Origin of the sequence: Streptomyces africanus (assembly GCF_030816955.1) — a bacterium.
Taxonomy (GTDB): Bacteria; Actinomycetota; Actinomycetes; order Streptomycetales; family Streptomycetaceae; genus Streptomyces; species Streptomyces africanus.
Genome location: NZ_JAUSYP010000001.1, coordinates 5,068,107 through 5,094,749, shown reverse-complemented (window position 1 = coordinate 5,094,749; position 26,643 = coordinate 5,068,107). Strand labels below are relative to the sequence as shown.

Sequence of the window (26,643 nt, the reverse complement as noted above, 5' to 3'; positions counted from 1 at the left end):
GCACACCGGTGAAAGCAGCCACGACGAACTGGCAACGCGCAGCAGGGATACGGGAATCGAGCGGCCACCGGACCCGCGTCCTCCGCCTGCTCCTCGCCCTCTGCTCACTGACGGCTCTCTTCGCAACCGCCACCCCGGCGCGCGCGGCGGACAGCACGACCACCACCCCGGCGCGCGCGGCGGACAGCACGACCACCACCCCGGCGCGCGCGGCGGACAGCACGACCACCACCCCGGCACGCGCGGCGGACACCGCCCCCGCCACCCAGGCCGCCTACCTCGCCGAGCGCCTCCGCGAGAACCCGGTCTACGTCACCGACCAGCTCCCGCGTGAGATCCCCCGGTCCACGGCCCCCGACTTCGAACGGCTCGCGAAGAAGACCGGCGTCCCGACCTACGTCCTGGTCCTGCCCGCCCAGAGCAGTGTCGACGGCAGGCAGTTGCTCGGCGCGGTGCACGACCGGCTCGGCCGGGACGGGTTGTTCGTCCTGGTCGACGACTCCGACGTCACGGAGGCCACGGCCTACGGCGTACGCGCGCCGGCCGACGCCGCCTCGACCGTCGCGCTGTACGAACTGCCCTCCGACGCGGGCCCGTTGCGCAGCTTCGAGCGGTTCGTCGACGTCGTCGCCCTGGGCGAGAAGAAGGCCGTGGCCCGTGCCGAGGCGGCGCGTGCGAAGTACGGGGACGACGAAGCCGCCGAGATGTACATCGGCCCCTCCGAGCGCCGCAACCAGTCGTTCCTCACGGGGATCCTGCTCACCGGCGTGCCCCTGCTGATCCTGCTGGTGGCCGGTTACGCGGGGCGCCGCCGCCGGCGTTCCGGGGCCGGGCGGCGCGTCCCCCGCTGGGTCACCCCCGGCGCGGGCGTCCTCGCCGCCACCGCCGTCGCCCTCACCGCCACCTCCGTCTTCGACCAGACCAGGTCGAGCGCGGCGCCCGTGCCCACCCCGGCCGAGCTGTCCGCCCGGGTCGAACGGGTGGCGGCGGGCCTGAGGCAGGACCCGGTGTACGCCGATCCGGAGAGCCCGCGGGTGCTGGACGCCCGCCGACTGGACCGGCTGCACGAGCGGATCCGGGACTTCCGGCGCTCCGAGGCAGGCGGCCCGGTGTTCGTCTCGGTCGTGCCGCAGACCCCCGAGAGCGAGTCGGCCGGCGACCCGATGCTGTTCGCCGCGGCGGTGCACGCCAAGGTGGGCGAGGACGGGCTGTACGTGGTCGCCGATCCCGACGACGGATCGATCGACTTCTACAACCACGGCCTGCGCCGGGACACCAACCGCCTGTCCTTCGATCTGCCCGACTCCGTCACGCTCGGCGACAGCAGGGCGGACGAGGCCGACGACCACCTCCTCGGCGAGCGCCTCGACCAGCTGATGACCTTCCTCGACAAGGCCCCGCGCACGGACCGGCCCGGTTCGGAACCCGCGCCGGCCCCCGCCCCGAGGGCCGCCGACGAGAAGACCCTCCCGCCCCTGTTCGCCACCGACTTCTGGCCCGGTCTGTTCGTGGGCGCCTTCCTGGCGCTGCTGCTGTCCGGTGTCGTGGCCGGGGTGACGTGGCTCGTGACCGGCCTGCGGCGACGTCGCTCGCCCGCACCCGAGCCGGCCGGCCTCCTGCCCCTCACCTCTCCGACCGAGCCGTCGGCGTCCTACCTCCGGCGTACCGCGCACGCCGAACTCAGCACCTTGGCGAGCCAGTTCACGGACGACAACCCCCGCGCCTGGGACTGCCTCGACGCGGCGATGCTCCTCCTCGACGGCGACCTGGACCGCGCCCGCAAGCCGGAGACGGATCCCGCGACCCTGGTCGCCGTCGTCGTGCTCGCCCGGGCGGGCCGTGCCGCGCTCACCGGCGACACGAACGACCTGTGCTGCGGCGTCAACCCCCTGCACGGGCCCGCCGTCAGCCGCCACCACGTGCGCGTATCGGCTCAGCCGGCGCAGAGCAACCGCAGGCGCCTGCTCCCCGTCTGCGAGCCCTGCCGCGACACGGCCATCGCCGAACCGAGCGGCATCCCGGGCAGGTTGCTGAAGCTGCCCGGCTCCGCGTCCGGTGACGGCGGCCGACCGCCGTACTTCGACGCAACCGACGGCCCGCTGTCCGCCGTACCCGGCGGCATCGCCCGGCTCATCGACAGGGTGAGGGAGACCGCAGGTGTCCACTGACGTCAAGCGCGTGATCATCGTCCTCGCCGCCCTGCTGCTGGCGGCGCTCACCACCACGCCGGCCCGTGCGGCGGACGGCGCCGCCCCGAGCGCCGGGCAGCGCATCGCCGAGACCCTGCGCACCTCGCCCGTCTACGTCGACGAGGCGTACGCCGATGCCGTACCGCCCTCCAGACAGCGGCAGTTGGCGGACCGGATCCGCCGGACGGGCCTGCCGGTCAAGGTCGTTCTCACGCCGCTCACCAAGGGCGACGCCTTCGACGGCGACTCCGGTGTCCTGGCCGGAATCGTCCGTGACCGGCTCCCGGAGCAGCGCGACCTCATCCTCATCACGACGGACGGCGACTTCCCGGACTCCCTGAACGGCTACGAGTGGCCCGCCGACACCCACCAGACGCGGGACGCCGTGGCCGCCGCCGGTCTCCTGGACGAGACGCGGGACGCGGGGCTGGCCGACCTGACCGCCGAGGCGGTGGAGTTGGTGGCGGAAGGGAAGGGCACGCAGCGGTACGAGGAGGCGAGGAAGGACCTGGACGGCACTCCGGATTCCGAGCCGGAGCCCGGCGGCTCGCGTGGGTGGTGGCTGTGGCCCCTGGCCGCCGTGCCGGCCCTGGCCCTGACCGTGCTCGGGACCCGCGCCCTGGTCCGCTCCCGCTCTCGCAGGACCGTACCGGCCGTTCCCCAGCTGGTGTTCGCCACGGCCCGCGCGGCCGACGAGGCGGAGCTGCGGCGCCGGGCGGAGGCGGAGGTGCTGGCTCTCGGCGAGGCCACCCAGGCGGCCGACGTCTCCACGACACCCGCTCTCCAGCGCGCCCTCGACGCCTACGCCGCCGCGGGCAGGGTCCTCGACGAGGCCCGGGGCGTGCCGGACCTGGCGGGCGCCCTGGCCCTGGTGCAGGAGGGCCAGGGCGCCCTCGCCGGCTCCCCCCGGGCTGCCCCTCTGCTTCTTCAACCCCCTGCACGGCCGCGCCGCCCGCCGCACCGGCTGGCGTCCGCTGGGCCGCCGGGACCGGCTCGACGTGGCGGTGTGTCAGGAGTGCGCGGACGCGCTGCGAGACCGCCGCGCCCCGGAGGTGCTCACGGACCGGGACCAGGACGGCCGTACGGTCCCTTACTTCGAGGTCCCGGCCGGGCGGAGCGTGTGGTCGGCGACGGGGTACGGGTCGCTGATGCCGCCGCTCGACGGCTTCACCTCCCGCAGCGCCAGGGCTCGTTGATCAGCCGGGCGGCCGGTCCTCGCGCAGTGCCGTGAACAGGACGCGGGCACGCCGGTCGTCCCACTTCACCGCGCTGCCCTTGGACGTCCGCAGGTCCGGGTCGGCCACGGGCACGTTGAGCTGTCTGCCCCCGCCGGACGCGGCCTTGCGCAGGGCCTCGAACAGCGACATGAGGTCGGGCAGCTCCATTTCCTCGTCCACGATGAGCGTGTCGAGGCCGGCGCGCAGGGTCGGGAAGGACTTGGACGGGTCGGCGAGGGTGGACGGGGTGGCCGCCTTGCGGGCGAGGGCGGCGAGGAACTTCTGCTGGTTGCGGGTGCGTCCCAGGTCCCCCTGGGCCTCCTGCTTGCGCTGCCGTACGAAGGCCAGCGCCTCGGCGCCGTCGAGGGTCTGGCAGCCGGCGGGCAGGTCGGCGCCGGAGTCCTTGTCCCGTACGGGCTTGTCCAGGCACAGGTCCACGCCGCCGACCGCGTCCACCACGCCCACGAAGCCGGCGAAGCCGATCTCGGCGTAGTGGTCGATGTGCACGCCGGTGTTGCGTTCCACGGTCCGCACGAGCAGATCGGGGCCGCCCAGGGAGAACGCCGCGTTCAGTTTGTCCGGCGCGGCACGGTAGCTGCGGCCGGTGTCGGGATCGACGTAGGGCGGCAGGGTCACCCAGGAGTCGCGCGGCAGGCTGAGCATCGTGGTGCCCTTCGCCCCGGTGTGCAGCAGGATCACCGAGTCGGTACGGCGCCCCTCGGCCGAGCCGGTGTTCAGCTCCTTGCGGTCCTGCTGCGAGAGTCCCTCGCGACTGTCGGAGCCCACGACCAGGTAGTTGGTGCCCTCGCCGCGCGGCACGCGGCCGGAGAGCGTGCCGAGGTCGACCTGCTGGTTGAGCCGGGTGTCGGCCCAGACGTACGTACCGGCGCCGGCGAGCAGCAGGACGGACGACAGCACGGCCGCGGTCCGTACGAACCGGCGGCCCTTTCCGGCGCGGCGCCGCGGGTTCCTGCTGCCGCCGCCCCGCCGCCCACGTTCGTGGACGCTGCTGTCGTAGCGGCCGGGCGCGGCCGGCGAGAGCATGCCGGGCAGGGGGGCCGTGCGGGTCGACGGCGGGGGTGCCAGGAGGGACGGCGGCGGGACCCTTCTCGGATCCTGCCCCGTCCGGTGGTCTCCCGGAGGGTCGGTCCAGTCGTTCATCGTCCCCTCCATCCCGCTGGTTCACGTGGGTCAACGCATAGGCACGCTCCTATACGGAACCGGCCCGCCGATCTGTTCAGCGGCCGTCCCGGAGCGCTTCATCCGCTGCCACCGCAGTCGGCTGCCGAGCAGCAGCGCGACCAGCGACTGGATGACGACGAGATACATCAACTGCCGGTAGACGACGATCTGGAACGGCATCGACCACAGGGCCCGGACCGGCTCGCCGTCGAGTCTCAGCGCGTAGCCGGAGCAGACGATCTGCACGCCGAGGAACGCGAACCACACCGCGGCGGACTCCCAGGGGTCACGGAACAGCACGCCGTACAGGGCGTAGACGTCGATGACGGGCGCCAGCAGCGGCAGGGCGACCTGGAAGAGCGCCAGGTAGGTCAGCCCGCGCCGCCCGAACCGCCCGGCGGGCCCCATGGCGAAGAGAGCCCCGCGATGTTTCCACATCGCCTGCAGGGTGCCGTAGCACCATCGGTACCGCTGCCGCCACAACTGCCTGAGGCTGGTGGGCACTTCGGTCCAGGCGACGGCCGACTCCTCGTACAGCACCCGCCAGCCGGCCCGCCACAGGGCCATCGTCAGGTCGGTGTCCTCGGCGAGGGTGTCCTCGCTGACCCCGCCGACGCCGATCACCGCGTCCCGGCGGAAGGCCCCGATGGCGCCCGGCACGGTCGGCATGCACTCCAGCACCTCGAACATGCGCCGGTCGAGGTTGAACCCGAAGACGTACTCCAGATGCTGCCAACGCGCCAGCAGACTGCGCCGGTTGCCGACCTTGGTGTTGCCGCTGACGGCCCCCACGGCCGGGTGCGCGAGCGGCTGGACGATCCGCTCGATGGCATCGGGCTCGAAGACGGTGTCGGCGTCGACCATCACGACGATGTCGTACCGCGCGTGGGCGAGCCCCGTGTTGAGGGCGGCGGCCTTGCCGGAGTTGGGCTGCCGTACGACTTCCACCCGCGGATCGTCGACGCTCTCGGCGATGTCGGCGGTCCGGTCCGTGGACCCGTCGTCGATGACGACGACCTGGAGCTCCCGATGAGTGGAGTCGAGCAGCGACCGCAGGGTCGACCCGATCCCGGCCTCCTCGTTGTACGCCGGGACGAGCACGGTCACCGGCCCGGACACCTCACGCATCCAGGGCGCCCCGGTCCGGAACCGCTCCAGCCGGCGCACATGGGCCCGGGCGAACAGGGCGAGCAGCACCAGCCGCAGCACGCCGAGCCCGCCGGCGACGCCGAGGATCCAGATCATGGCGGTGGAGAAGGCCTGCCCGAGGCTCGTGACCTGGATCAGCCCCTGCCCCAGCCAGCGCTGGGTGAGGGAAGGCGACGCGTACGGAACGAGCTTGAGCCCGTCGGAGACGGTGGTGAACCGGTCGACGGTCGGGTTGTTCAGGAGCCTGCGCGCCTCCAGATACGCGCTCTCCGTCTGGCTGAGCTGCCGCACGATCCCCTGCGCCGGCTTCCGCGCCCCCTTGTCGGCGGCGACGAGCACGTACCCGTACCCGGTGGCTCGCCGCGCCGCCTGCCACTCACGACCGCACAGGGTCTCGGGGGTGGTGGTCCGCGGCATCCGCAGCAGATTGGTACGCAACCCGGTGGCGCCGGCCAGCGCGCTCTGGGTCAGTTCCAGCTCGGACCGGAAGCGGGGCGCGGAGGACTCGCCCAGCACGGCCCCGGTGTAGGTGTTGGACCCGATCTCGTGGCCCTCGGCACGGATGCGCCGCACCAGCTCGGGATGCCGGGCGGCCTGGGCGCCGTGCACGAAGAAGGTGGCACGCGCGTTGTTCCTGCGGAGCAGATCCAGCAGCCGCGGGGTCCAGACGGGGTCGGGCCCGCCGTCGAAGGTGAGCGCGACGGTCCGGGCGGGCATCGACCCGGACCGGATCCCGTCCCGGTTGATCCCGATCACGGGCCCGCCCTTGGCGACGGCGTCCGGCACGGGCGAGGCACAGGGCGACCGCGACTTCGCGGCGTCGACCTCGTGCTGGGTCCAGCCCTCGAAGAGCAGGAGGGCGAAGACGAGGGGGAGGGTGAGGGCGAGTAACAGCCAGTGGGCGCGGGGGTCTCGGGACTGTTTGTGACGGGCTTTGCTGCGGCGGGGCCGGGGGTGGGGGGATGCGGGGCTGGTCAGGGGGCGTCACCGCCCCCGGGCACTTCTTCACGGCCTCCTCGGGAGGCGCTGCCTCGTCTCGGCTTCGGGTGCTTGGTGTGGTGGGGGGTGCGCATGGGGCGCGAGTGTAGTTACGGGCTGCCGGTTGTATGGCCGTAACAGCAACTCTCACAGGAACGCGGCGCTGCTCAGCTTCCGGCGGTCATCGCACCGGCCGGCCTGCCCTGCAGAAAGGTCACCCTTCCTGCGCTTCACGCACCGGAAAGGTGCTCGTGTCGATCTTCACTCTCTCGCCCGTCGCGAGAGTGAAGGCCACCACCTGGCCGTACGGAATCTCGACGCTCTGTCCATAGCCGGAATCACGCGGCTCCGTCATCAGCGTGACCGCCTTCCTGAAAGGATCAGCGATCATGTAGAACTCGATCCCGAAACGCCCGTACTTCCGAACGTTCCGCACGTAGTCCTTCTCGTCGTCGGGCTCGGACGGCACCTCGACCACCGCCAGCACGTCGAGGCAGGAGTAGCTGTTCCTGCGACGCTCGGCATCAAAGCCGACGATCGTCAGGTCGGGCGCCGCGTCGTTCTCTCCGGGAAAGGTGATGAGGACATCACCGAAGACTCGCTCACGCGCGATTCCGGAGGCTTTGACCGCGTCCTTCACATCGGAGACGGTCCAGTCCTGCTCCGGACTCTGCGGCGTCATGATCACCCTCCCGTCGAAGACCTCGACCTTGTAGCCCTCGGGGATACCGCCCCGCTCGATCAGGTCACTCATGACGGACACGGCAGATCACCTCCTACCCGCATTATGACTGGCCACGAGGCCTTCGTGCGGCGACTCGAAACCACGGCTCGTTCACCCATGTCGCCCTACTCCACGTCACTGTCGGCGGACTCGTAGGCTTCAGCGGGGTACGCGACAAAGGTTCCCTTGGCGGGGAGCGTGACGACGAGGCCCCGCTCGCGGAGCTCACGTGTGGCGCGACGCGCGGTCAGGTGCGCGACACCGTACTCCGCGGCAAGATCTCGCTCGCCCGGCAACCGAGCACCAGGCCGCAGCTCCCCCCTGGTGATCCGCTCGGCAATGTGATCGGCCATCTGCATGTACACGTAAGCGATCTTGTTCGGGTCGATCGGCGACTGCCCTGGTTCTGGCGTCATATCGAACAACGTACGACAGTACCGAGTGCCACGTACGAGTGGAGCACTGTTAACCGCTATACACCACACATGTGCACCCAGTAGCGTGCCTGTATCAGAAGAACCCCGGCGACGGAGGCAAGCCGTCCCGGGGCATGGCCAACGCTGACTAGGAGCGCCGACAATGCTGGACTCTATCGTCCGCACCCTCGCGTGGATGCTGAGCCTCTGCACCCCACGCCCTCGAGGCCGTCACCGCCTCGGCACCCTGCCGCCCCTACGGTTCAACCCCGTCCCACCGCCCCCTCCCCGCTTCACCGAACTCCTCGACGGCAACGCGTCCCGCCTCGTACGTCCCTACGTCCTGGCTCCCGCCGAACACCACCTCCAACGAGAACGCCGTCAAGCTGCCCACCTGGCCAACCTCGGCATCGACCCAGCCCCCAGGCGCACCCAAGGCGTACGAGCCCCGGCGGCCACCCGATGACCCGCCCGGCCCTCCGGATGTGCGCCCGCTGCCAGCGCAACACGGCCGAACCAGTCCTGGTCCACCAGGTCCACGCCCCCACAGGCCCGGGCTTCAATGTGTACGCCTGTCCGGACTGCGCCACCCACTACCCGCCCCCGACAGACCCCATCGAAATCCCGAACCCGCCCCATCGCCGCTCCCGCCTCACCCTCCGCGTCTACAAGATCGACGCAGGAGGCACAGTGACCGACGACCGTGGCGAGGTCGAGATCCTGGCCGACGGACGCAACGACCCAGTCCCCTTCATGTCGGCGTATCCTCCCTGCGCTTGCCCGAGGTGCAGGACACCGCACTAGCGAATCGAGACACCTGAGCACCATGACCCCGGACGTCGCACACAGCGACCTCCGGGGTCACCCCCTGCTTGGGCACGATCAGGACACAACCAGCCTCCAGCGATCCCCATACACACCGGATTGCCCCTGTTTTCGCGGAAGTTCGCTCTGGTGAAACCGGGAACCTCACCGATACCGTCGGTGCTCTTGACTGAACTTCTGTCTCACGGGGAGTCACTGTGAAGCGCCGCCCATTGCCCGTTGCTGCCGCACTGGTGACGACGGCAACACTGCTGTTGACGGCCTGCGGTAGCGGGGACGACAAGTCCAGCGACAACGACAAGATCGCCGGCGCCGGCCAGGGAGCGGAGACACCGAAGGAGTCGGCATCGCCCTCCGGAGCACCTGCAGAGGACAAGCCGGACGGCGTGGATGTGTCCCTGCCGAAGGACATGAACCTTGTCTTCGACTGGGACAAGCCGAAGGACAAGACCGAGGCGGCTGCCATGCATGATGCCGCCAATTTCGTCCGTGCCATCTACCGAGGCGTCTACAAGCGCACGTCCAATGACGCGGCCGTTACCGCCTACTCCACGGGCGAGGGGCTGCACTACGCAAAGACCCAGATCAATAGCAGGGTCGACGGCGGCTGGACGGCCACCGGCACCCGGCGCCACTATCAGGCCACCACACGGTCTGCCCCGAACGGCAAATCAGTGGAAGTCGCATTCTGCGTGGACTCAAGCAAGTTCTATGGTAAAGAGGTCAAGACCGAGAAAGTCCTGAAGAGCAAGCCGAGCATCGCTGACTTCGACTACTTCAAAATCGTGATGGTCAAGTTCCCCACGGGTGATGGCCTATGGCAAGCGTCCAAGGTGTTCGTAGAGACCAAGGCGGGGCAGTGCCGGTGAACAGGGCGCGGCGTATCACCCTCCGCACGAGCACGGTTGCTCTGACGCTGACCCTCGGCGCTCTTGTCCTCACGGAACCGGCCCACGCGGTGGAGCCGACGGGCAACGGCCAGGGCGCAAGCAGCGCCAAGCAGCAAGGCGGCAGGGGCAAGCAAGGCATCTACGCCGCCGCCCGCATCCGGTACTCCGGAGCCGTCACCAAGGACGGCAGCACCGGCAACGTGACATCCTCGGACGTCAATTGGACACCGCCTCCTTGCTGGTACGCCCCCTATCTCGGCGCCAAGGACTTCAAGAAGGAGATGTCCAAGCACATCGAGGGTCAGCTGAACACACCGGGAATGGGCGGGACCGCGGGTGCGGCGATCGGCGAGACGAAGCGCCACTACGAGGACGAATACAGCTGGCCCGGAAAACCGGGCTACAAGGACTACAACGTCGAGAACGACGGCAAGGGAATGTTCTGGGCCGGCGTCGAGAACCCCAACGAGCCGGACTACCTCAAGCGGTCCTCGTGCACGGACCTCCCCTTCTGGGTCGAGAACGGCGACGCCCCGCCACCCCAGTACGAAGAGGCCATCACCCCGAAAATCCTCGCCGCTCTCGCCTACCAGCACATACAGCTTCCCGACACGAAGGTCACGCTCGCTCCCGAGGCGAACACCAAGGTGAACCTGCCGACCTGGGCCTGGCTCGACAAGGCCGTCTTCGACGAGGTCCAGGCCACGGCGGCCCTCAACGTCCCCGGCTTCAACATCCAGGCCACCACCACCGCCAAGCCGGTGTCCCTCAAGCTGGAACCGGGCACCAAGGACGCCGAGACCTACCCGGCCTCCGGCGAGTGCACCATCAACGCCGACGACTCCATCGGCGAGCCCTACGCCAAGGGCAAGTCCGACGAGACACCGCCATGCGGGGTCAAGTACCTCCGCTCCTCGGGCGATGGCACGTACAAGCTCCGGGCCACCATCACCTGGGAGATCAACTGGACCGGTACCGGCGGAGCCGGCGGCGACCTTCCGAACGGCACCTTCGGCAACGACCAGGCGGTGACCGTCCAGGAGATCCAGGCCGTCAACCGGTGAACCGACAGCAGCGAGAACGCGCACGGGGGGAGGGTCATCCATGAGCGACTCGGACCTGACGGTCGACTACGACTTCCTCGCGGACTGCGAGCGCAAGCTCGGGCAGCTCAAGAAGACCTTCGAGGACATCGAGAACCGTCGCGACGACATGGACAAGCACTGGGGCTCCGGTGCGATAGCCGACGTGATGGAGGACTTCGTCGACAACTGGGACGACTACCGCACCCGGCTCGTCGAGTCGCTCGAATCAGTCGGCCAACTCGTGGCCGGCACCAAGAAGGCGTTCGTGAGCCTGGACGAGCAGTTGGCGAAGCAGAACAAGAAAAAGCAGAAGAAGTGACACCGACATCCAAGCGCCGTCCGGTCGACTGGCAGCCGCTCTGTGACTCCGACCCCGTGCCCGGTGACCCGGAGGAGATCCGCGCCGAGGTCAAGCACATGGTCTCGGTCGCCGAGAAACTCCGGGACCAGGCCAAGAACCTCAAGGCGATCAGCGACGAGGACACCCTCAAGGGCAAGTACGTCAAACGCCTGCGCGAGGAGTCCGGCACGCTGGAGAAGCACATGCGGGAGGTGGCCGGCCGGTACGAGCGTGTGCACGGCCATCTGACCAAGTGGTCCAACGAGCTTGAGGACTTCCAGAGCGACGCCGACAAACTCCTGCGCGAGACCAAGGAGAAGCAGGAGGAGGTCGAGGCCGACAAGGCCAAGAAGGCCGCCTCGGAGGACAAGGACGTCCCGCACCCGTCCACCAGCGGCACCAGTCCCGCCGACGATCCCCTGCAGCCCTACCGGACCCGTCTGCACACTCTCACTGGCGAACGGAGCACTCGGGCCAACCACTACGCGGGGAAGATCCGCGCCGAGATCGAAGACGTGATCGAGGACTCGTGGTGGGACGACGTCAAGGGCTGGGTCCATGACCATGCAAACGGGATCAAGGCCTTCATCGATGTTCTCGGCTGGGTCGCGACGTTCGCGGGCTTTCTGGCGCTTGCCATCCCCGGCTTGAACATGCTCGTACTAGGCATCGCGGGCCTCACCATCCTGCTCAGACTCCTGCTGGTGGCATCCGGCGACGCCACCTGGACGGATGTCATCTTCGACGTCGTGGGGGGGCTGCTCGTCGTGGGCGGTCTCAGGGCCGCCGCGAAGCTCGCCAGCGGCGCCAAGGCCACCGTGGGCGCCGCTCAGGCTGCCCGGACCGCCGGCCTGAGCAGGGGGCTCAGGGGCGTCAAGGGCATCATGGACGACATGGGGCGGCTGATGTCCAAAATGCCGGAAGGGGCGGGGCGACAGATCGTCGGGGCCGCCCGTAACGGCATACGGAAGTCCATCTCCCAGAACGTGGGCCTGGTGGTCAAGGCGCCTCTGCGGGTCAGCCCGCTGTCGACCCTGCTGCACCTCGGTGACAAGGAGATGGCCGGCATGGCGAAGATGCTGCAGGCGAACAAGGCTGCCTTCCCGGAGGCCGCGGGGGCCGCCGCGGACAAGGCGTACAAGTCCTACCAGGTGGGCCTCGGTGTCGCGTGGGCCGGTATGGGGATGGACGTCACGGACAAGGTGCTGGGCAAGAGCGACCTGACGAGCTGGACGCACGAAAACCTCGGAACCGGAGAAAAGCCCTACAACCAGGGATATTCCGACTGGAAGGACAACACCTTGAAGCCCGCCCCCGACACCCATTGGTGAGGAGCGATCATGGACCTTTACTCGGCGCAACGCATTGCCGAAGCCGAAGCCGCCCGCACGGGACTCGGCACCGGCCCCAACCGGCGGCTCAGGCTGACTCTGTTCATCGGAATGCCGCTGGTCTTTCCGGTGATCGGAATCATGATCCTCGTGCCGAAGCTCCTGAGGAACGACGTTCTTTACCTCTATGAGGCCGGGATCATCGGTTGCCTCCTCCACTATGTCTGGATCTTCGTCAAGTACCCCCGGTATGCGGGCCGCCCTCCCTACCTCACCCGAGATCTCGCCATGGGCGGTGGCTTCTTCCTGCCTTCCTTGATGCTCGGCTTCTGGCCGGGCATCATCGCCGCACCGGCGTGGGCCCTCTTCGTCGGCATTGCCTACGCGGTGGACGCGATGCGGGAGCGCCATGACCACCACTGAGCACCGCCCGGCACCGAACGGCTTCAACCTGGTGCCGCCGCCTGGCTGGGACGTGATTCCGCTGCGCTCGGGTACGCGGGAAGCGATGGACCGCATCGTCCGCAAGGCAGTGGCGCAACTGCCCGTAGGCTTTCCCAAGGACGATATTCCGAAGGCCCGGCTGAAGCTCAGGCAGGAGATGAAGAAGGTCGTCCGCCGGGCCAGCGCCAAGGGGGGAATGACCCTCTACCTCCCCACCGAACGTCTCCACGGCATCGCCCTGCCCGTCTCGATCGTGGCCTCCGAGCCGATCGAGATTCCGCGGGTCAGACCCGAAAGCGGCCCGGAAGCGGTCTTGGCCGCACTCGCCTCCGAAACCCCCGGAGCCGAGATCCGCGAGCTCGACGACACCGCGGCCCTGCGATCGGAACGAGAGGTCCCCGCCGACCCGGAACAGGGCGTCGAGGTCGCTCACCGGCGCGTCGAGTACCTCGTGCCGATTCCAGACAGCACGCCTGACAAGTACCTCACCTTCTCGTACAGCGCGCTGATCGCGCCCGGCCCGGATCCCGCCTTCTACGACGCCCTCGTGGAACTGTTCGATGCCGTGATGGGCACCTTCCGCTGGACCTACGCCTGATGGCGTCCCCGCCCCATTACCCGAGCCCCGACGAAAGAGGCCGCTCATGTCCGAAGGCACCCTGTGGAGCGCCGACCTCGGTGCGCTTCACGTCGACACCGATGCCAACAAGGGCCTCTGGGGATATCTCTGGCTCCAGATTGACAAGAAGACCTTCAAGGAATGGCTGGACCAGCACCTGATCGGCCTGGCCGCCATTCACGACGTCGAACTCACCCGCAAGCTCCGCCGCTTCCACAAGAACTTCTACGAGCAGACAATCACCATCCTGCGAGACAAGCTCCAGGCCGAAGAGGCGTTCATCTACAACCCCGTCCCGCTCACCTACATGCCCCTAGTGGTGCACGCCACCCGCATCCACTGCGAAGCCCCCGACGCGGCCTCCTGTGAAGGGCTCAGCGCGCCGACCGTGCCGCACCCGGACATTCCCGAGTGGCAGCAACGCACCGGCAGCATCGCTTTCGCATCCCCGCATCTGGGCGAGGACGGCGTCCGGGTCACCCGCTCCTACCCGGCGGACAGCACCATCATGATGACCTCGGTGACCTATCACTGGCACACCCCGCCCGGCATTCCCGACGTATGCCTCCGCGGGCACCACGACGATCCCGAAGTGATGGCTGCGGCCATGGAGGCACTGGACGACTTCGCGCGGACACTCCGACTTCCCGGCACGGCCCATTGACCGGCGCCGCCCGGGGCGGATCAAGCGGATCAGCGGTAGGCACGCTCGTGACACGAACGCACACCGGTAAAACCCCCATGTGCCCGAATTGCAGCCGCTCCCCGAGTAGTTCTCTCTGGCGAGACCGAGGACCTCACCGATACCGTCTGTGCTCTTGACTCGATTTCCGTCTCACGGGGAGAGCCACTGTGAAGCGCCGCCCATTGCCCATCGCTGCCGCGCTGGCTGCGACAGCAGCACTGCTCTTGACGGCCTGCGGCAGCGGGGACGACAGCTCCAAGAGCAACGACAAGATCGCAGGGGCCGATACCGGCGACACAGCCGCCTCGGCTTCACCTAGCGCCGGTGCATCTGATCCCGGCGACAGGCCCAAGATCACGTTCCCCAAGGGCGTGGAGAACAGGTTCGAGAACTGGAAGACAGGCGATCCGACTGAGGACACGGTGTTGTCCGACGTGGCCCAGACGGTGAACGCAGTGGACGACGCGATCCTGCGGGGCGACACGAACTCGGCGACGCTCGCGTACTACCGCCAGGGCAAAGCGCTCGTGAGCGCACAGAAATGGGTTCGGTCCTGGCTGGACGAGGACCTCACGTGGACGGGTGTTACGCGCTACTTCAACCCGAACATCAAGGTCGCCGACAGCGACACGGCCGCCGTCGTCTACTGCGCTGATGAGAGCACGGCCTACAACAAGGACCGCAAGACCGGCAAGGTGGACAAGTCGCCTTCCGGTGAGAGTCCGTACGTCACGTACAGCACGCAACTCAAGAAGAACAGCAAGGGGGTCTGGCAGACCACGGAGGTGCTCTCGAAGAGAGGGGACAAGACGTGCGCGTCCTGACCCGTGGCATCACCGCAGCGAGTGCTTTCGTCGTGGCTTTCGGGATGATCGCCGGCACCGCAGAGGCAAAGGGCCCCGGCGCCTCTGAGGCCGAGGTTGACACCAGCGGCAACAGGTCCGGGAACGACCTCGTCTCCATGATCAGATAAACAGGCGCCACTCCGGGTGGTGGCAGCAAGGGCAACGTCGCCCCTGTGGGCAACTGGGACCCACCCGCGTGCTGGTACGAACCGCGCTCCGCGGAGGAATTCTCGAAGTACGTCGAGAACATGTACGAGGAGACCGTCAACACTCCGGGCCAGCACAGTTATGCCAAGGCTTCCGTCGGTATGTTCCGTAACGAGTACAAGGACGGAAAGTACAAGAACTACAACCTCGATCAGAAGGACGAGGGCAGCTGGTGGGTCGCCGTCCGCGACGAAGCCCGCTGGACCGAGCCCGAGGCCCAACTCTGCGACAAGCAGCCCTTCTGGGTCGAGAACGGGGCCGCCCCGCCCGTCAAGAACGCGGTCACTCCGCAAGTCCTCGCCGAACTCGCCTACAACCGCATCCAGTTGCCTACCACCGAGGTAACTCTGGCCCCCGAGACGACCACCAAGGTCAACCTTCCCACCTGGGCCTGGCTGGACAAGGCCAGCTTCAAGGAGGTCTCTGTCACCGCCGCGCTCAACGTGGGCGGACTCAACATCCAGGCCACCACCACCGCCAAGCCGGTCTCCCTCAAGCTGGAGCCGGGCACCAAGGACGCCGAGACCTACCCGGCCTCCGGTGAGTGCACCATCAACGCCGACGACTCCATCGGCGAGCCCTACGCCAAGGGCAAGTCCGACGAGACACCGCCGTGCGGGGTCAAGTACCTTCGCTCCTCCGGCGACGGCACGTACAAGCTCCGGGCCACCATCACCTGGGAGATCAACTGGACCGGTACCGGTGGTGCCGGCGGCGACCTCCCGAACGGCACCTTCGGCAACGACCAGGACGTCACCGTCCAGGAAATCCAGTCCGTCAACAGGTGACATGGCCCGGTAGGAGACCACCCGTGGGCGGCCGCCCCGGACATGCGCTTCGGCGAATGGCGGCCGCCCCCCGTGGCTGACATGCGCGGTGTCATTCCGGCGTACCCTGCCGCCTCTGCGTGCAAGATTCGAAGTTAAGTTTTCTGGAGTGGGAGTCAGTGGCCACGGCCCCGGCGAAAAGACCAGAAGGTTCTCGGGCCATGAGGTTCCTTGCCGCGTTCACAGTGCCAATCCTCTGTTTCGCATTCCAGGACCGCGGAAGCAAGTATGGGGGGATGGGCTGGCCCACCATTGGCTACGCAGCTTGGCCGCTGATGATTGCGCCTGTTCTGATGCTGCTCCTGCTCATCAAGAACCGAGAGCTGGTCCTGACCCGCGTAGGGGCACCAACTTCTCCCAGACGATTAAGATCGTCGCCGCCTTGTACCTGTTCTGGAACCTCATCGGGGCCATAGGCTACAGTCGGCTGGCCGTGATCTCAGTGCTCTCCTCCCTGACGACCCTGGTAGCCGACCGCAAGCTTAAGAAGCAGGCTTCCGCGTGAGCACGCGATTCCGCGTTATCCCTGCCGCGCCGCCCGGCTCTTCCCCTTGCCCTTCTTGCGAAGCCTCCGCACCCGTTCCCGCTCCACGGCCGCCCGCTCCGCGGCCCGCGTGCTGGTCCAGCGGTGGACGGACCAGCCCACCAGGCCGGCGCTGAGGACGTAGGCCAGGAACGCGCTGCCGGTCCCGGGGATGTAGGCACAACTCTCCGACCGGCAGTTCCTGCCGGGCAGTCCGCTCAGCAGGAGGAAGAACGGCCCGAACGCCGCCGCGCAGCAGACCGCCGTACCCACGGCCTGCAACCCTCGCGCCAGGCGGGCCCGGTCCGAGAGCCCGGAGGCACACCGCAGCCAGCCGGCCACCCCGAGCACGGTGACCACACCAAGGCCACCACCAACCGCCCAGGCGCCCCCGGGCAAGTCCATCAACGCCGGCACGACCTCACGGGCGAACCGCTTCCACAAGCCCATGACCAGCAGGATCACGCCCATACCGACGACCAGCCCGAGAATCACCCCGACCATCCCCAGGCCGCCTCGCGGACCGACCGCGCGCGTCACACGACCCACCGCAGAGACCCCGCGATGGCGTCGCACAGCTGCTCCATCGGGCCGGACATCCCGGTGAGCGGAGCCGAGAAGGAGAGCGTCAGGTAACCCACCCCGCCGGGCATCAGGGCATGGACATTCAACGTCGTGGCGCCAAGAACGCGCACCGCGGCACCCGCCGGGAGATCCACCACCGACACCTTCCGCCGTTCTGGGCCGTCAGGCTCCCGCAGCTCAAGCCACGCCGCGTACTTCTCCGGATCAGCGGGGGTCTTGCCCAGCGGCATCAAGGACACGAGGAGCGAGGCCGGGAGGCCGCCGTTCCGCGTGGTCGTGAGGAGGAAGAACTCCATGGCACCGCGCGCACGGCCGGCTTCGGCGGTGTTGCGCAACGTGGCCCACACGTCTTGTTGAAGCTCCGCGGGCACGCGTCGGCCCTCTGCCTGCCGGTCCACATAAGTCTTCAGTTGAGCGCGCCAGCGATCCTGCATGAGGTCGATGCGGAACCACTCCCGCGGGACCAGCAGCTTGTAGTCCCGCGGGACACCCACCCGTGATGAGACTTCGTCCTGTGGAGACTCATTCACCCCGGCATCACCAGGGGAGCTCCGTGGGCGTCGAAGAAGCGGACGCTCTTCACGACACCGGCGAACATGGCGGAGAAAACATCCCACCCTTCGACCGTCGGTGTGCCCATCTCCAGCAGCAGAACGGTCCCGTTGGTCAGCGGGATCTGGACCTGTATGAAGGACGTCCAGATCGGCTCGTCCCGGCCCGACTGCGTCAGGCTGGCGTCGACGCTGCCCGGTCGATTGCCGACGCACGTCACCGCTGGACCGCAGGGCAATTGCACTTCGCCGACCTGTCCGAGTTCCAGGTGCCGCAACGTGGTCGCGATGAAGCCCGCTGGGTCCTTGCCCGCGCGTTCGTCCAGATCCATGAGGCTGACGTTCACCGTGGCCGTGCAGCGGACGTCGTCGACCTCCGTCGTGACAAAGCCGGCGTACTGTACGCCCGCCTCGATGAACTCGTCGTAGTTCGCGGCGCACATGGCAGCCCATTGCAGCTGGACTTCCTCATCGGCACGCGGCAGTGTCTGCTTGGCCAACCCGACCAGTTTGTCGGCGAGTTCGTCCAGGTCATCCGCCTCGAAGGGCAGCTCGAAGAAACCTTCGGGCATGATCCAGCGAACCTCTACGCCGTCGCTTCCCGTGAGGCCGCGCTGGGCTTCGCCGACGGTGTCAGTGGTCATCTGAACCTTCACTCTCGCGCACATGACGCTGCTCGGTGTCGTCCACCTCGGGATGGAATGTCGCAGCGAATGGGTAGGGGCCGTAGTGCGGGTAGAAAGCCGGGATATCGGCGCCACCCCTTCGAGCGATGTGTGCGATCTCCCGGTAGGTTCGGGCCCGCGCCCGCAGGTTCTGCCGGACCGGATCACCCCAGTGCGACCGGGCACTTCGCACGAAGAAGAAGAGCTGCGTCACGAGGACGATCGCGGCGACCGCCAGATAGGCCGTGCGCGCAGCGGGGCTCTCCCAGTACAGCGCCACACCGCCCCAGTAGAGCACCGCCCCGAAGCCAACGAGCGCCAAGGGCACTCCATGCGCGAAGCCGGCCTTGAACATGTCCTGCTCGTCATCGTGACGCCGACGCAGCAGCGACAGCACGGCGTGGTCGTCCAAGAAGTCGAACCGTAGCTCCCGTCGCGCCTCCTCCGCGGCCCGGTTCGCCTCGGGGACAGCCGCGATCACCGAACCGCTGACCAAGGTGACGACATCACCGCCCCGGCGGCCGATGAACTCCCACTGCCCCAGCTCTTGCTCGTCGTCCATGATTTCCGCCTTCCTTGAAGAGGCCGTTGGTGGGCTACGCCGCCAGGGCCGCGTTGAAGGATGTGGGGGAGACGCTCGGGGCGGGCGCGGGTGAGGGCGACGGTGAAGGAGCGGGTTTGGTGGCCTCTGCCGGCTCCTGGTACCCGGTCTTTTCGCCGTTCTCACCGCTCAGCATCCTGTGCAAGGCGCTCCCGAGGCCCGCACCCTTGATCAGACCCGTGACCTTCCTGCCGTCAACAAGTTCCTTGCGCGCCACCCTGCCCAGGATCTTGTTGGTCACAGTGACGCCGACCCCGTTCAGGAAGGCGTGGCCAATGCCGTCCATTGCAGCCATGCCCCTGAACGATCCGAAGGTCTTCAGACTTCCAAATGCCTTGACTTTCGCCAGTCCCTTGAGGCCGGTGAGGGCCCTGAACCCCTTCAGTGCCCCCATCCCGGGCAGGATTCCCAGCGCATCGGTGCCCAGCTTCAGCCAGTCGACCTTCCCTCCGCGTACAGACATGTCGTACGCATGGCCCGCTAGTGCGGCGGCGCTGGACAGTACTGCCAGGGTCGCAAAAATAGGAGTCAGGAATTGCAGCGGCGGAACAAATGCACAGATCACCGCAAGCACGGACAGGACGGCGGAGATGTTCGACAGCATGTCCGCCCAGTCCGCCAGGAAGTTCATGAAGCCGCCGGGATCCCTGACCGCGTCATGGTGCACGACGTTCCTGATGTGACGAGCGGCCTTGTCTCCGGCATCGTCATAGATCTCCCGGGCGTCCTTCACGGCCTTCCGGGCGTCGCCGATGCGATGCATGGCCTCAGTGCGCTTCTTGACCCAGCGGTCGTACTCGTCCTTCTCCGCAGGGGGAATGGGCTGCGCGGGATATTTGTCGGTGAACTTCTTCACCTCGCGATCCGCGAGGTCGTGGTCGCGCTCTGCCTCGCGGTAGTCGCTCAGCGCCTTGTCCGCCTTCCGCTGGGCACGGCGCATTTCACTGGCGAACTTGTCCGAACTCCCCTCGCGCACATCCTCGCCGACGGCTTTGGCCGCCTCGTCGTAGCGCTCGAAGGACTTCTTCAGCTTGTCCGCCGTGCCACCGGCGAGTTCATGGAAGCCCTTTCCGGCCTCACTGTCCCAACCCTCGACGGACGCAAGCTCCTTGATGACCCTCGACTGCTCATCGATCATGTCGGCCATCTTGCGCAACTTACGTCCCAGTTCGGCGACTTCCTCCGGGTCACCCGGCGTCGGGTCGTCGTTCCACAGAGGCGGCCAGTCGGCGTCCGTCCTGCTCACTTCTTCCCCTTGCTGTTCGCCTTGGCATCCCGGATGGCCTGAGCCAGCTTCTGGTCGACCTCGTCGTAGGCCTTGGCGGCGGACGAGGTGAACTCGGCCAGCTGTTCAAGCTCCTTCATCAGTTTCTTCCGCGTCTTCTTCCAGGTGTCGCCGAATTCAGAGAACGCATCCTTGAGGCCGCCGTGCCCCACAGCCTGGCCGTACTCGTCCGCGGGATTGCCGTTGCGCTCGAATTCGCCATGGATCTTCCCCAGATCCCGTGAACATTGCTTGATGGCGGCAAGATCCGCCTTGATGTGGTCCCCCATGGTCTATGCCTCTCTATGGATGTTCTCGGTGGATCCGGCGAGCACGGGCAGGGTTGCGGACGCCGTCACTCCTCATGACGTGCCGTACGGGATACGCTCGCGGAACAGCGATCCCGTTTCCGCGCCGGCAAGGAGATTCTTGACGTGACACGTAGGGGCAAGCAGCGCGTGCTGGCGGACCGCCTCGGGGTCCATGCCGAAGCGGCGGAATGGTGCACGATCGACAAGATCCCGCAGCCGCCGGCGGAGGTGCTCGAAGCTGCCGGCCATCCCCGGTTCCGTCCTGCCAGGCTGCGCCCGCTGGGCATGGTCGGTGCGGTGCTCGCCGTGCCGTTCATGCCCGTCCTCATGCTGCTGACCCTGCTGTCCAACGGGGAAGAAGCCATCAAGCGGTCCCTTGCCACGAAGGACGAGAAGGAACGGCTGCGGGTCAAGGACGAGGACGACAAGCGCCGGGACGCCCTCATCGCCCAGCAGGGGCTCGACCAGGTCTTCGACGGAAACTGGGACGGCAACGCCGGACAGTTCCTGCTGCGTTGGTACAGCCACTCCACTCACCATCAACGGCTGGTCCTGGCGACCGAGGACGGGATCGTCCTTGCGGCTCCGCCGCAGCGCGTCACCGTGGGCAGGGAGAAGCACATGCAGGTCGTCGCCCGCCTTCCCGCCACCGAGGCGATCCTCGTCGACCCGTTCTCCGGGGAATTCGAGACGAGGATCGTGCTGATCCGCTTCCGTGACGGATCCTGGCTGCGCGTCGACACGGAGGAGCCCCGGAGCGATCTCCACACCTACCTGCTCCGGCAGCCTCTCCCCGACAACTGACACACCCCGTCGACCGGACGCCTGTCCGGTGCCGGCAGCGGCCGCCACCGGCACCGGACAAACACGTGGCCCCTACTTGCGAGCCTGCTTCGCCAGCTCCTCGTCGATCTGCTCGAACTTGTCGGCCGCCATGGTCAGGTAGTCCCCCATGCCGTCCAGACCGTCGAGCGTCTCCTTCGTACCCCGGACGAACTCGTCGAAGTTCTCGTCGAACGCCTTCGACGACGACTTCGTGACGTAGCCGGACTGCACGAGGTTGTTGATGTACTTGCGAAGGCCCTCGAGCTTCTCCTGGAGCTTTTCCTTCTCCTTCACGACATGCTTGGCAGCTTCCCGCATGTCCTGATATGTGACATCAAGGTCCTTGGCCATGAAGCCGCTCCCTCTCACAACGCCGCAGGGCCAACCCCCGTGGCTCCCTGTGTGCGGACTCATCGGCCTTCCGGCCGAGTTGCCGGTCGCACGTGGCAACCGGTGTGATCGTCCGCTCTTGCGTCAGCAGCTTACGGGTGTGGCCTGTGGTGCCACATCCCCGGCTTGTGAACGAGCCGTCATGAAGTCGTGTACGACGTTGCCATCGGGAACGTCACGGCGCCTCCCCATTGCCTCGCCGCCACACCGAACGGATATCGTCCCTTACGGCTGTGACCCGTGTGACTGATGCGGACGGGGCAGCCGCCACACAACCACCGCGGCCACACCGGCCCAGTGGCACGGGGAGGACTAGTCGTGCGCCTGACTCTGACCGTCGTCGACCCGTACGGCGGTGGTACCGCCGACGTGGTGCTCGATGCCGATCCTGAGTCCACCGTGGGGGACATCGCGCAGGAGCTCGCCAAGCAGGTCGGGCACAGCGGCGCGCAGGTCATCCCGCTGGGACAGCACCGCCAGGTGCCGGCCAACAACGCGCCCCTCGTGTACGTGGACGGGTACGCCGTCGATCCTCACGCCACCGTCGTCGGATCGCCCCTGCGCGACGGCGCCGTCGTCAGCCTCCAGGATCCGTCCGGGTGTCTGCCCGGTGAGCCCACCGGGCTCGTCGAGCTCCGGGTCGTGGGCGGGCCCGCGGCCGGGTTCGTGCACCGGCTCGGCGTCGGGCGGTACGACATCGGCAGCGGGGCCGCCTCGTACGTCCGGATCGACGATCCCGAGGTCGACGCGCGGGCCCTGACCCTCTCCGTCACCACCGACGGCACCTGCCAGGTCGCCGTGCACATGGACAAGGAACTCGTCACCCTCGACGGCAAGTCCCTCGCCGAGGACGAGGACGACGACCAGGGCGAAAAGAAGAAGAGCGAGAAGAAGAGCGAGAAGAAGAAGGGGCAGGAGAAGAAGGAGGAGAAGAAGAAGGGCCGCCCCACCGACTGGCCCCTCGGTGCTCAGATCGGGCTCGGCAACACCCTTCTGGAACTCACCCGCTACACGCCCCCCAACGCCGCCCTGAAGTGGTCCGACGACGGCATAGGGCTCGACTACAACCGCCCCCCGCGGCTGCGTCCGCCCGAGCGGCAGACCAGCTTCCGGCTGCCGTCGCCGCCCCGTGAGTACGAGGCCCGGCCGCTGCCCTGGCTGATGGCGCTGACGCCGCTCGTCGGTGCCGTCGTGTCGGTGCTGATCTTCCAGCGCTGGTACTACCTGATCATGGCCGGCCTGGCGCCGATCCTGCTCTTCGCGAACTACTACAACGACAAGAAGCACGGGCGTAAGTCCCACGCCAAGCAGGTCCAGGAGTACGAGGAGCAGAAGGAGCGGATCGAGAAGGACGCTCAGGACGCGCTGGTCGCCGAGCGGAACGACCGGCGGCACGCCATACCCGACCCCGCTACCGTTCTCGCCCTGGGGACCGGGCCGCGTACCCGTCTGTGGGAGCGGCGGCGGACCGACCGCGACCATCTCCTCCTGCGAGTCGGGACGGGGCAGTTGCCCTCCGAGGTCGTGCTCGACGACCCCGAGCAGGACGACCACCGCCGCCATGTCACCTGGAAGATCGAGGACGCCCCGGTCGCGCTGCACCTGCGCACCCTCGGTGTCATCGGCATGGCCGGGCCCGGGGATTCCGCCCGTGCTCTCGGGCGGTGGGCCGTCGCGCAGGCCGCGGCGCTGCACAGCCCGATGGACGTGCAGTTCTACGTGCTGAGTGAGAACGCCGCGCAGGAGTCCTGGGACTGGGTGCGCTGGCTGCCGCACGCCCGGCCGTCCGGCGGGCAGGACGTCAACGTGCTCATCGGGACCGACGCCGAGACGGTCGGCGCCCGCATCGGCGAGCTGACGCAGATCCTCGACGCGCGCAAGAAGGCCGCCGAGCAGAACAAGTCGCAGGGTGGTTCGAGCTTCAGCGACCCCGACATCGTCGTCGTGTGGGACGGGTCGCGGCGGCTGCGCTCGCTCCCCGGTGTGGTGCGGCTGCTGCGCGAGGGGCCCTCCGTGTCCATGTTCGCCATCTGCCTCGACGCCGAGGAGCGGTTCCTGCCCGGCGAGTGCCAGGCGTACGTCGTCGCCGAGCCGAAGGCCGAGGAGTACGAGCAGGCCCAGCAGGTCCAGCAGCAGGCCCAGCAGGTCGCCGGTGCCTTCCCCTCCTTCCAGGCCTGGCACACCACCGACCAGCAGCCCGAACAGGCCGGCCGCAGCGAGAAGTTGCGGCTGCGTGTGGAGGAGGCCGGTGCGGAGCGCCTGAAGGACGTACGGCCCGACTTCGTCTCGCCCGCCTGGTGTCTGCGGCTGGCCCGGGCGCTGTCGCCGCTGCGGGACATCAGCGGTGAGACCGAGGACTCGGCCCTGCCGGGTTCCAGCCGGCTGCTGGACGTGCTGCAGCTGGAGCCGCCGACGAGTGACGCGATCGTGGCGCGGTGGCGGATGGGCGGGCAGTCGACGCTGGCGGTCATCGGTGAGTCGTACGACGGGCCGTTCGGCATCGACATCCGCAAGGACGGTCCGCACGGTCTGATCGCCGGTACGACCGGTTCGGGTAAGTCGGAGCTGCTGCAGACCATCGTGGCGGCGCTGGCCGTGGCGAACACGCCCGAGAACATGACGTTCGTGCTGGTCGACTACAAGGGTGGCGCGGCCTTCAAGGACTGTGTGCATCTGCCGCACACGGTCGGCATGGTGACCGACCTCGACGCCCATCTGGTGGAGCGGGCCCTGGAGTCGCTGGGTGCCGAGCTGCACCGGCGCGAGCACATCCTGGCCGCCGCCGACGCCAAGGACATCGAGGACTACCAGGACCTGGTGCGCCGGGACCCCTCGCACCAGCCGGTGCCCCGACTGCTCATCGTCATCGACGAGTTCGCCTCGATGGTGCGTGACCTGCCCGACTTCGTCACCGGCCTGGTCAACATCGCCCAGCGAGGCCGGTCCCTCGGTATTCACCTGCTGCTGGCGACCCAGCGGCCGTCGGGTGTCGTCTCCCCCGAGATCCGCGCCAACACCAACCTCCGTATCGCGCTGCGCGTGACGGACGGCGGCGAGTCGTCGGACGTCATCGACTCGCCCGAGGCCGGGCACATCTCCAAGAACACCCCGGGCCGCGCCTACGCCCGGCTCGGGCACGCCTCCCTGGTGCCCTTCCAGTCCGGGCGCGTGGGTGGCCGTCGGCCCGGTGCCGCCGACCCGGCGGTGCTGATGCCCTGGGTGGGGCCGCTGACCTGGGAGGATCTGGGCCGGGCGGCGCTGGTCAAGCCGAAGGCCGAGGCCCGTGAGGACGAGGAGATCACCGACCTGAAGGTCCTCGTCGACACCATCCGGGACGCCAACCAGTCGCTCGGCATCCCGCCCCAGCACAGCCCGTGGCTGCCCGCCCTCGACGAGACGCTGCTGCTGGACGAGATCGAGGTGCCCGCGTTCGCCGGGGGCGCCGGCACGCTGCCGCCGGCCCCGTACGGCATCGAGGACCTGCCCGCCAGCCAGTCGCGCCGCCCGGTCGTCGTGGACTTCTCCTCCTTCGGCCATCTGATGATCGGCGGTGCCCCGCGCAGCGGCCGCTCCCAGGTGCTGCGCACCCTCGCGGGCTCCATCGCCCGCACGCACTCCGTCGCCGACGTGCATCTCTACGGCATCGACTGCGGCAACGGCGCGCTCAACGCGCTGACCCGGCTGCCGCACTGCGGCGCGGTCGTCGGCCGTAACCAGACCGAGCGGGTCGTGCGGCTCGTCAACCGGCTCAAGGGCGAGCTGGGCCGCCGCCAGGACCTGCTGTCGGACAAGGGCTTCGCGGACATCGGCGAGCAGCGGGCCTCGGTCTCCGAGGACGAGCGGCTGCCGCACATCGTGGTGCTGCTGGACCGCTGGGAGGGCTGGGTGCCCACGCTCGGCGAGATCGACCACGGTTCGCTCACCGACGAGTTGCAGACGATGATGCGCGAGGGCGCGAGCGTCGGCATCCACCTGGTCCTCACCGGCGACCGGACCCTGCTGGTCGGCCGTATCGCGACCCTCACGGAGGACAAGTACGGTCTGCGGCTGGCCGACCGCAGCGACTTCTCGGCGCTCGGCATCCCGGCCCGCAAGGTGCCGGAGGAGATCCCGCCGGGGCGGGCCTTCCGCAACGAGTTCGGTACGGAGACGCAGTTCGCGCTGCTCGCCGAGGACACCAGCGGCCAGGGCCAGGCCGCGGCGCTGACGGCGATCGGCGAGGCGGCCACGGCCCGCGACGCCGAAGTGCCGCGCTCGCGCCGCCCGTTCCGCGTCGACAGCCTCCCCAGCTGTATCTCCTTCCCGGAGGCCTGGGAGCTGCGCGACCCGGACGCGTCACGCTCGCGCCTGTGGGGTCTGGTCGGTATCGGCGGCGACGAGATCATCGGGTTCGGTCCCGATCTGGCCCAGGGCGTACCGGCGTTCGTCGTCGCGGGCCCGGCCAAGTCGGGCCGCTCGACGGTCCTGCTGAACTTCGCGCACTCCTTCCTGGCCCAGGGCACGCGCCTGGTCGTCGCGGCCCCGCGCCAGTCGCCGCTGCGCGGGCTCGACGGCACGGAAGGCGTTCTGAAGGTCTTCACCGGTGACGACATCGACGAGGACGAGTTCGAGGAGCTCGTCGACCAGGCGTCCCTGGAGGAGCCGATCGCCGTGCTCATCGACGACGGCGAGATCCTGGAGGACTGCGACGCCGAGAGCCAGTTGAAGAAGGTCGTCTCGCGCGGGGCCGAGCGCGGCCTCGCCCTCGTCATCGCCGGTGACGAGGAGGACGTGTGCAGCGGCTTCTCCGGCTGGCAGGTCGACGCGAAGAAGGCCCGCCGCGGCATCCTCCTCTCCCCGCAGGAGTCCTCCAGCGGCGACCTCATCGGCGTCCGCCTCAACCGCAGCATGGTCGGCGGCCAGGTCGCCCCCGGCAAGGGCATGCTCCACCTCGGCGACGGGGAGCTGCGCACGGTCGTCGTCCCGGGGTGAGGCG

General features: G+C 68.3%; 24 protein-coding genes and 1 pseudogene. 14 read left to right on the top strand and 11 right to left on the bottom strand.

Features of this window, described 5'->3' with window-relative positions; all coding sequences use genetic code 11:
• The first annotated feature begins 8 nt into the window (after window positions 1–8).
• Window positions 9–2,168 carry a hypothetical protein gene (locus QF034_RS23730; protein WP_307176854.1) on the top strand — a complete coding sequence of 720 codons (2,160 nt, stop codon included), beginning with the start codon at window positions 9–11 and terminating at the stop codon, window positions 2,166–2,168.
• A complete protein-coding gene (locus tag QF034_RS23725; protein WP_307176853.1) occupies window positions 2,158–3,420 on the top strand; it encodes a hypothetical protein in 1,263 nt (420 codons plus the stop codon). The genes QF034_RS23730 and QF034_RS23725 overlap by 11 nt, the downstream gene beginning before the upstream one ends.
• On the opposite strand, the gene QF034_RS23720 is transcribed toward QF034_RS23725, so the two are convergent.
• From QF034_RS23720 to QF034_RS23705, 4 genes are all read right to left on the bottom strand, one after another.
• The gene (locus QF034_RS23720) at window positions 3,386–4,567 is read right to left on the bottom strand and encodes an LCP family protein (RefSeq protein WP_307176852.1); all 1,182 of its coding nucleotides are present in this window, start codon (window positions 4,565–4,567) and stop codon (window positions 3,386–3,388) included. The two genes, QF034_RS23725 and QF034_RS23720, sit on opposite strands and share 35 nt — an antisense overlap.
• Before the next feature lie 30 nt (window positions 4,568–4,597).
• Window positions 4,598–6,715: a bifunctional polysaccharide deacetylase/glycosyltransferase family 2 protein gene (locus tag QF034_RS23715; RefSeq protein WP_503167803.1), complete on the bottom strand. Its 2,118-nt coding sequence runs from the start codon at window positions 6,713–6,715 to the stop codon at window positions 4,598–4,600.
• 214 nt (window positions 6,716–6,929) lie between these two features.
• Window positions 6,930–7,469, bottom strand: a complete 540-nt coding sequence (locus tag QF034_RS23710) for a Uma2 family endonuclease (protein WP_306964870.1) — start codon at window positions 7,467–7,469, stop codon at window positions 6,930–6,932.
• 95 nt (window positions 7,470–7,564) lie between these two features.
• Window positions 7,565–7,855, bottom strand: a complete 291-nt coding sequence (locus QF034_RS23705) for a winged helix-turn-helix domain-containing protein (RefSeq protein WP_307179958.1) — start codon at window positions 7,853–7,855, stop codon at window positions 7,565–7,567.
• 163 nt (window positions 7,856–8,018) lie between these two features.
• On the opposite strand from QF034_RS23705, the gene QF034_RS23700 reads away from it, so the two are divergent.
• The 10 genes and pseudogenes from QF034_RS23700 to QF034_RS23655 form a co-directional block, all read left to right on the top strand.
• Window positions 8,019–8,321, top strand: a complete 303-nt coding sequence (locus QF034_RS23700) for a hypothetical protein (RefSeq protein ID WP_307176850.1) — start codon at window positions 8,019–8,021, stop codon at window positions 8,319–8,321.
• Between the two features lie 556 nt (window positions 8,322–8,877).
• Complete coding sequence (locus tag QF034_RS23695; RefSeq protein ID WP_307176849.1) at window positions 8,878–9,549, top strand: hypothetical protein; 672 nt, start codon at window positions 8,878–8,880, stop codon at window positions 9,547–9,549.
• Window positions 9,540–10,634, top strand: coding sequence for a hypothetical protein (locus QF034_RS23690; RefSeq protein ID WP_307176848.1), 1,095 nt, complete (start codon window positions 9,540–9,542; stop codon window positions 10,632–10,634). The genes QF034_RS23695 and QF034_RS23690 overlap by 10 nt, the downstream gene beginning before the upstream one ends.
• A 40-nt stretch (window positions 10,635–10,674) precedes the next feature.
• Window positions 10,675–10,974, top strand: a complete 300-nt coding sequence (locus QF034_RS23685; protein WP_307176847.1) for a hypothetical protein — start codon at window positions 10,675–10,677, stop codon at window positions 10,972–10,974.
• Complete coding sequence (locus QF034_RS23680; RefSeq protein WP_306964875.1) at window positions 10,971–12,326, top strand: spectrin repeat-containing protein; 1,356 nt, start codon at window positions 10,971–10,973, stop codon at window positions 12,324–12,326. The genes QF034_RS23685 and QF034_RS23680 overlap by 4 nt, the downstream gene beginning before the upstream one ends.
• Window positions 12,327–12,335: 9 nt before the next feature.
• On the top strand, window positions 12,336–12,749 hold the full coding sequence (locus QF034_RS23675; RefSeq protein WP_307176846.1) for a hypothetical protein: 414 nt from the start codon (window positions 12,336–12,338) through the stop codon (window positions 12,747–12,749).
• Window positions 12,736–13,368 (top strand): hypothetical protein, encoded by a 633-nt coding sequence (locus QF034_RS23670; RefSeq protein WP_307176845.1) that lies wholly within the window; start codon window positions 12,736–12,738, stop codon window positions 13,366–13,368. The genes QF034_RS23675 and QF034_RS23670 overlap by 14 nt, the downstream gene beginning before the upstream one ends.
• A gap of 46 nt (window positions 13,369–13,414) precedes the next feature.
• Window positions 13,415–14,053, top strand: coding sequence for a hypothetical protein (locus QF034_RS23665; protein ID WP_306964878.1), 639 nt, complete (start codon window positions 13,415–13,417; stop codon window positions 14,051–14,053).
• Window positions 14,054–14,256: 203 nt separating this feature from the next.
• Window positions 14,257–14,898 carry a hypothetical protein gene (locus QF034_RS23660; RefSeq protein WP_307176844.1) on the top strand — a complete coding sequence of 214 codons (642 nt, stop codon included), beginning with the start codon at window positions 14,257–14,259 and terminating at the stop codon, window positions 14,896–14,898.
• A gap of 164 nt (window positions 14,899–15,062) precedes the next feature.
• Window positions 15,063–15,914 (top strand): annotated as a pseudogene (locus tag QF034_RS23655) (hypothetical protein); the annotation flags it as partial.
• A gap of 559 nt (window positions 15,915–16,473) precedes the next feature.
• Here QF034_RS23655 and QF034_RS23650 read toward each other — a convergent pair.
• Genes QF034_RS23650 through QF034_RS23625 form a run of 6 tightly spaced genes read right to left on the bottom strand, consistent with a single transcriptional unit; the run spans window position 16,474 to window position 20,432 of the window.
• Window positions 16,474–17,016 (bottom strand): hypothetical protein, encoded by a 543-nt coding sequence (locus QF034_RS23650; protein ID WP_307176843.1) that lies wholly within the window; start codon window positions 17,014–17,016, stop codon window positions 16,474–16,476.
• On the bottom strand, window positions 17,013–17,555 hold the full coding sequence (locus tag QF034_RS23645) for a hypothetical protein (RefSeq protein WP_307176842.1): 543 nt from the start codon (window positions 17,553–17,555) through the stop codon (window positions 17,013–17,015). Before QF034_RS23645 ends, QF034_RS23650 begins: the two co-directional genes overlap by 4 nt.
• A gap of 32 nt (window positions 17,556–17,587) precedes the next feature.
• Window positions 17,588–18,256: a hypothetical protein gene (locus tag QF034_RS23640; RefSeq protein WP_306964883.1), complete on the bottom strand. Its 669-nt coding sequence runs from the start codon at window positions 18,254–18,256 to the stop codon at window positions 17,588–17,590.
• The gene (locus tag QF034_RS23635; RefSeq protein WP_307176841.1) at window positions 18,246–18,839 is read right to left on the bottom strand and encodes a hypothetical protein; all 594 of its coding nucleotides are present in this window, start codon (window positions 18,837–18,839) and stop codon (window positions 18,246–18,248) included. Before QF034_RS23635 ends, QF034_RS23640 begins: the two co-directional genes overlap by 11 nt.
• Window positions 18,840–18,873: 34 nt before the next feature.
• On the bottom strand, window positions 18,874–20,124 hold the full coding sequence (locus QF034_RS23630) for a putative T7SS-secreted protein (RefSeq protein ID WP_306964885.1): 1,251 nt from the start codon (window positions 20,122–20,124) through the stop codon (window positions 18,874–18,876).
• A complete protein-coding gene (locus QF034_RS23625; protein WP_086559826.1) occupies window positions 20,121–20,432 on the bottom strand; it encodes a WXG100 family type VII secretion target in 312 nt (103 codons plus the stop codon). The genes QF034_RS23630 and QF034_RS23625 overlap by 4 nt, the downstream gene beginning before the upstream one ends.
• A gap of 144 nt (window positions 20,433–20,576) precedes the next feature.
• Between QF034_RS23625 and QF034_RS23620 the strand changes: the two genes are divergently transcribed.
• Window positions 20,577–21,257, top strand: coding sequence for a hypothetical protein (locus tag QF034_RS23620; RefSeq protein ID WP_306964886.1), 681 nt, complete (start codon window positions 20,577–20,579; stop codon window positions 21,255–21,257).
• 72 nt (window positions 21,258–21,329) lie between these two features.
• On the opposite strand, the gene QF034_RS23615 is transcribed toward QF034_RS23620, so the two are convergent.
• Window positions 21,330–21,629, bottom strand: a complete 300-nt coding sequence (locus tag QF034_RS23615) for a WXG100 family type VII secretion target (protein WP_208641417.1) — start codon at window positions 21,627–21,629, stop codon at window positions 21,330–21,332.
• 357 nt (window positions 21,630–21,986) lie between these two features.
• Here QF034_RS23615 and QF034_RS23610 point away from each other — a divergent pair, with 357 nt between their 5' ends.
• A complete protein-coding gene (locus QF034_RS23610) occupies window positions 21,987–26,639 on the top strand; it encodes an FtsK/SpoIIIE domain-containing protein (RefSeq protein ID WP_307176840.1) in 4,653 nt (1,550 codons plus the stop codon).
• Window positions 26,640–26,643 lie beyond the last annotated feature (4 nt).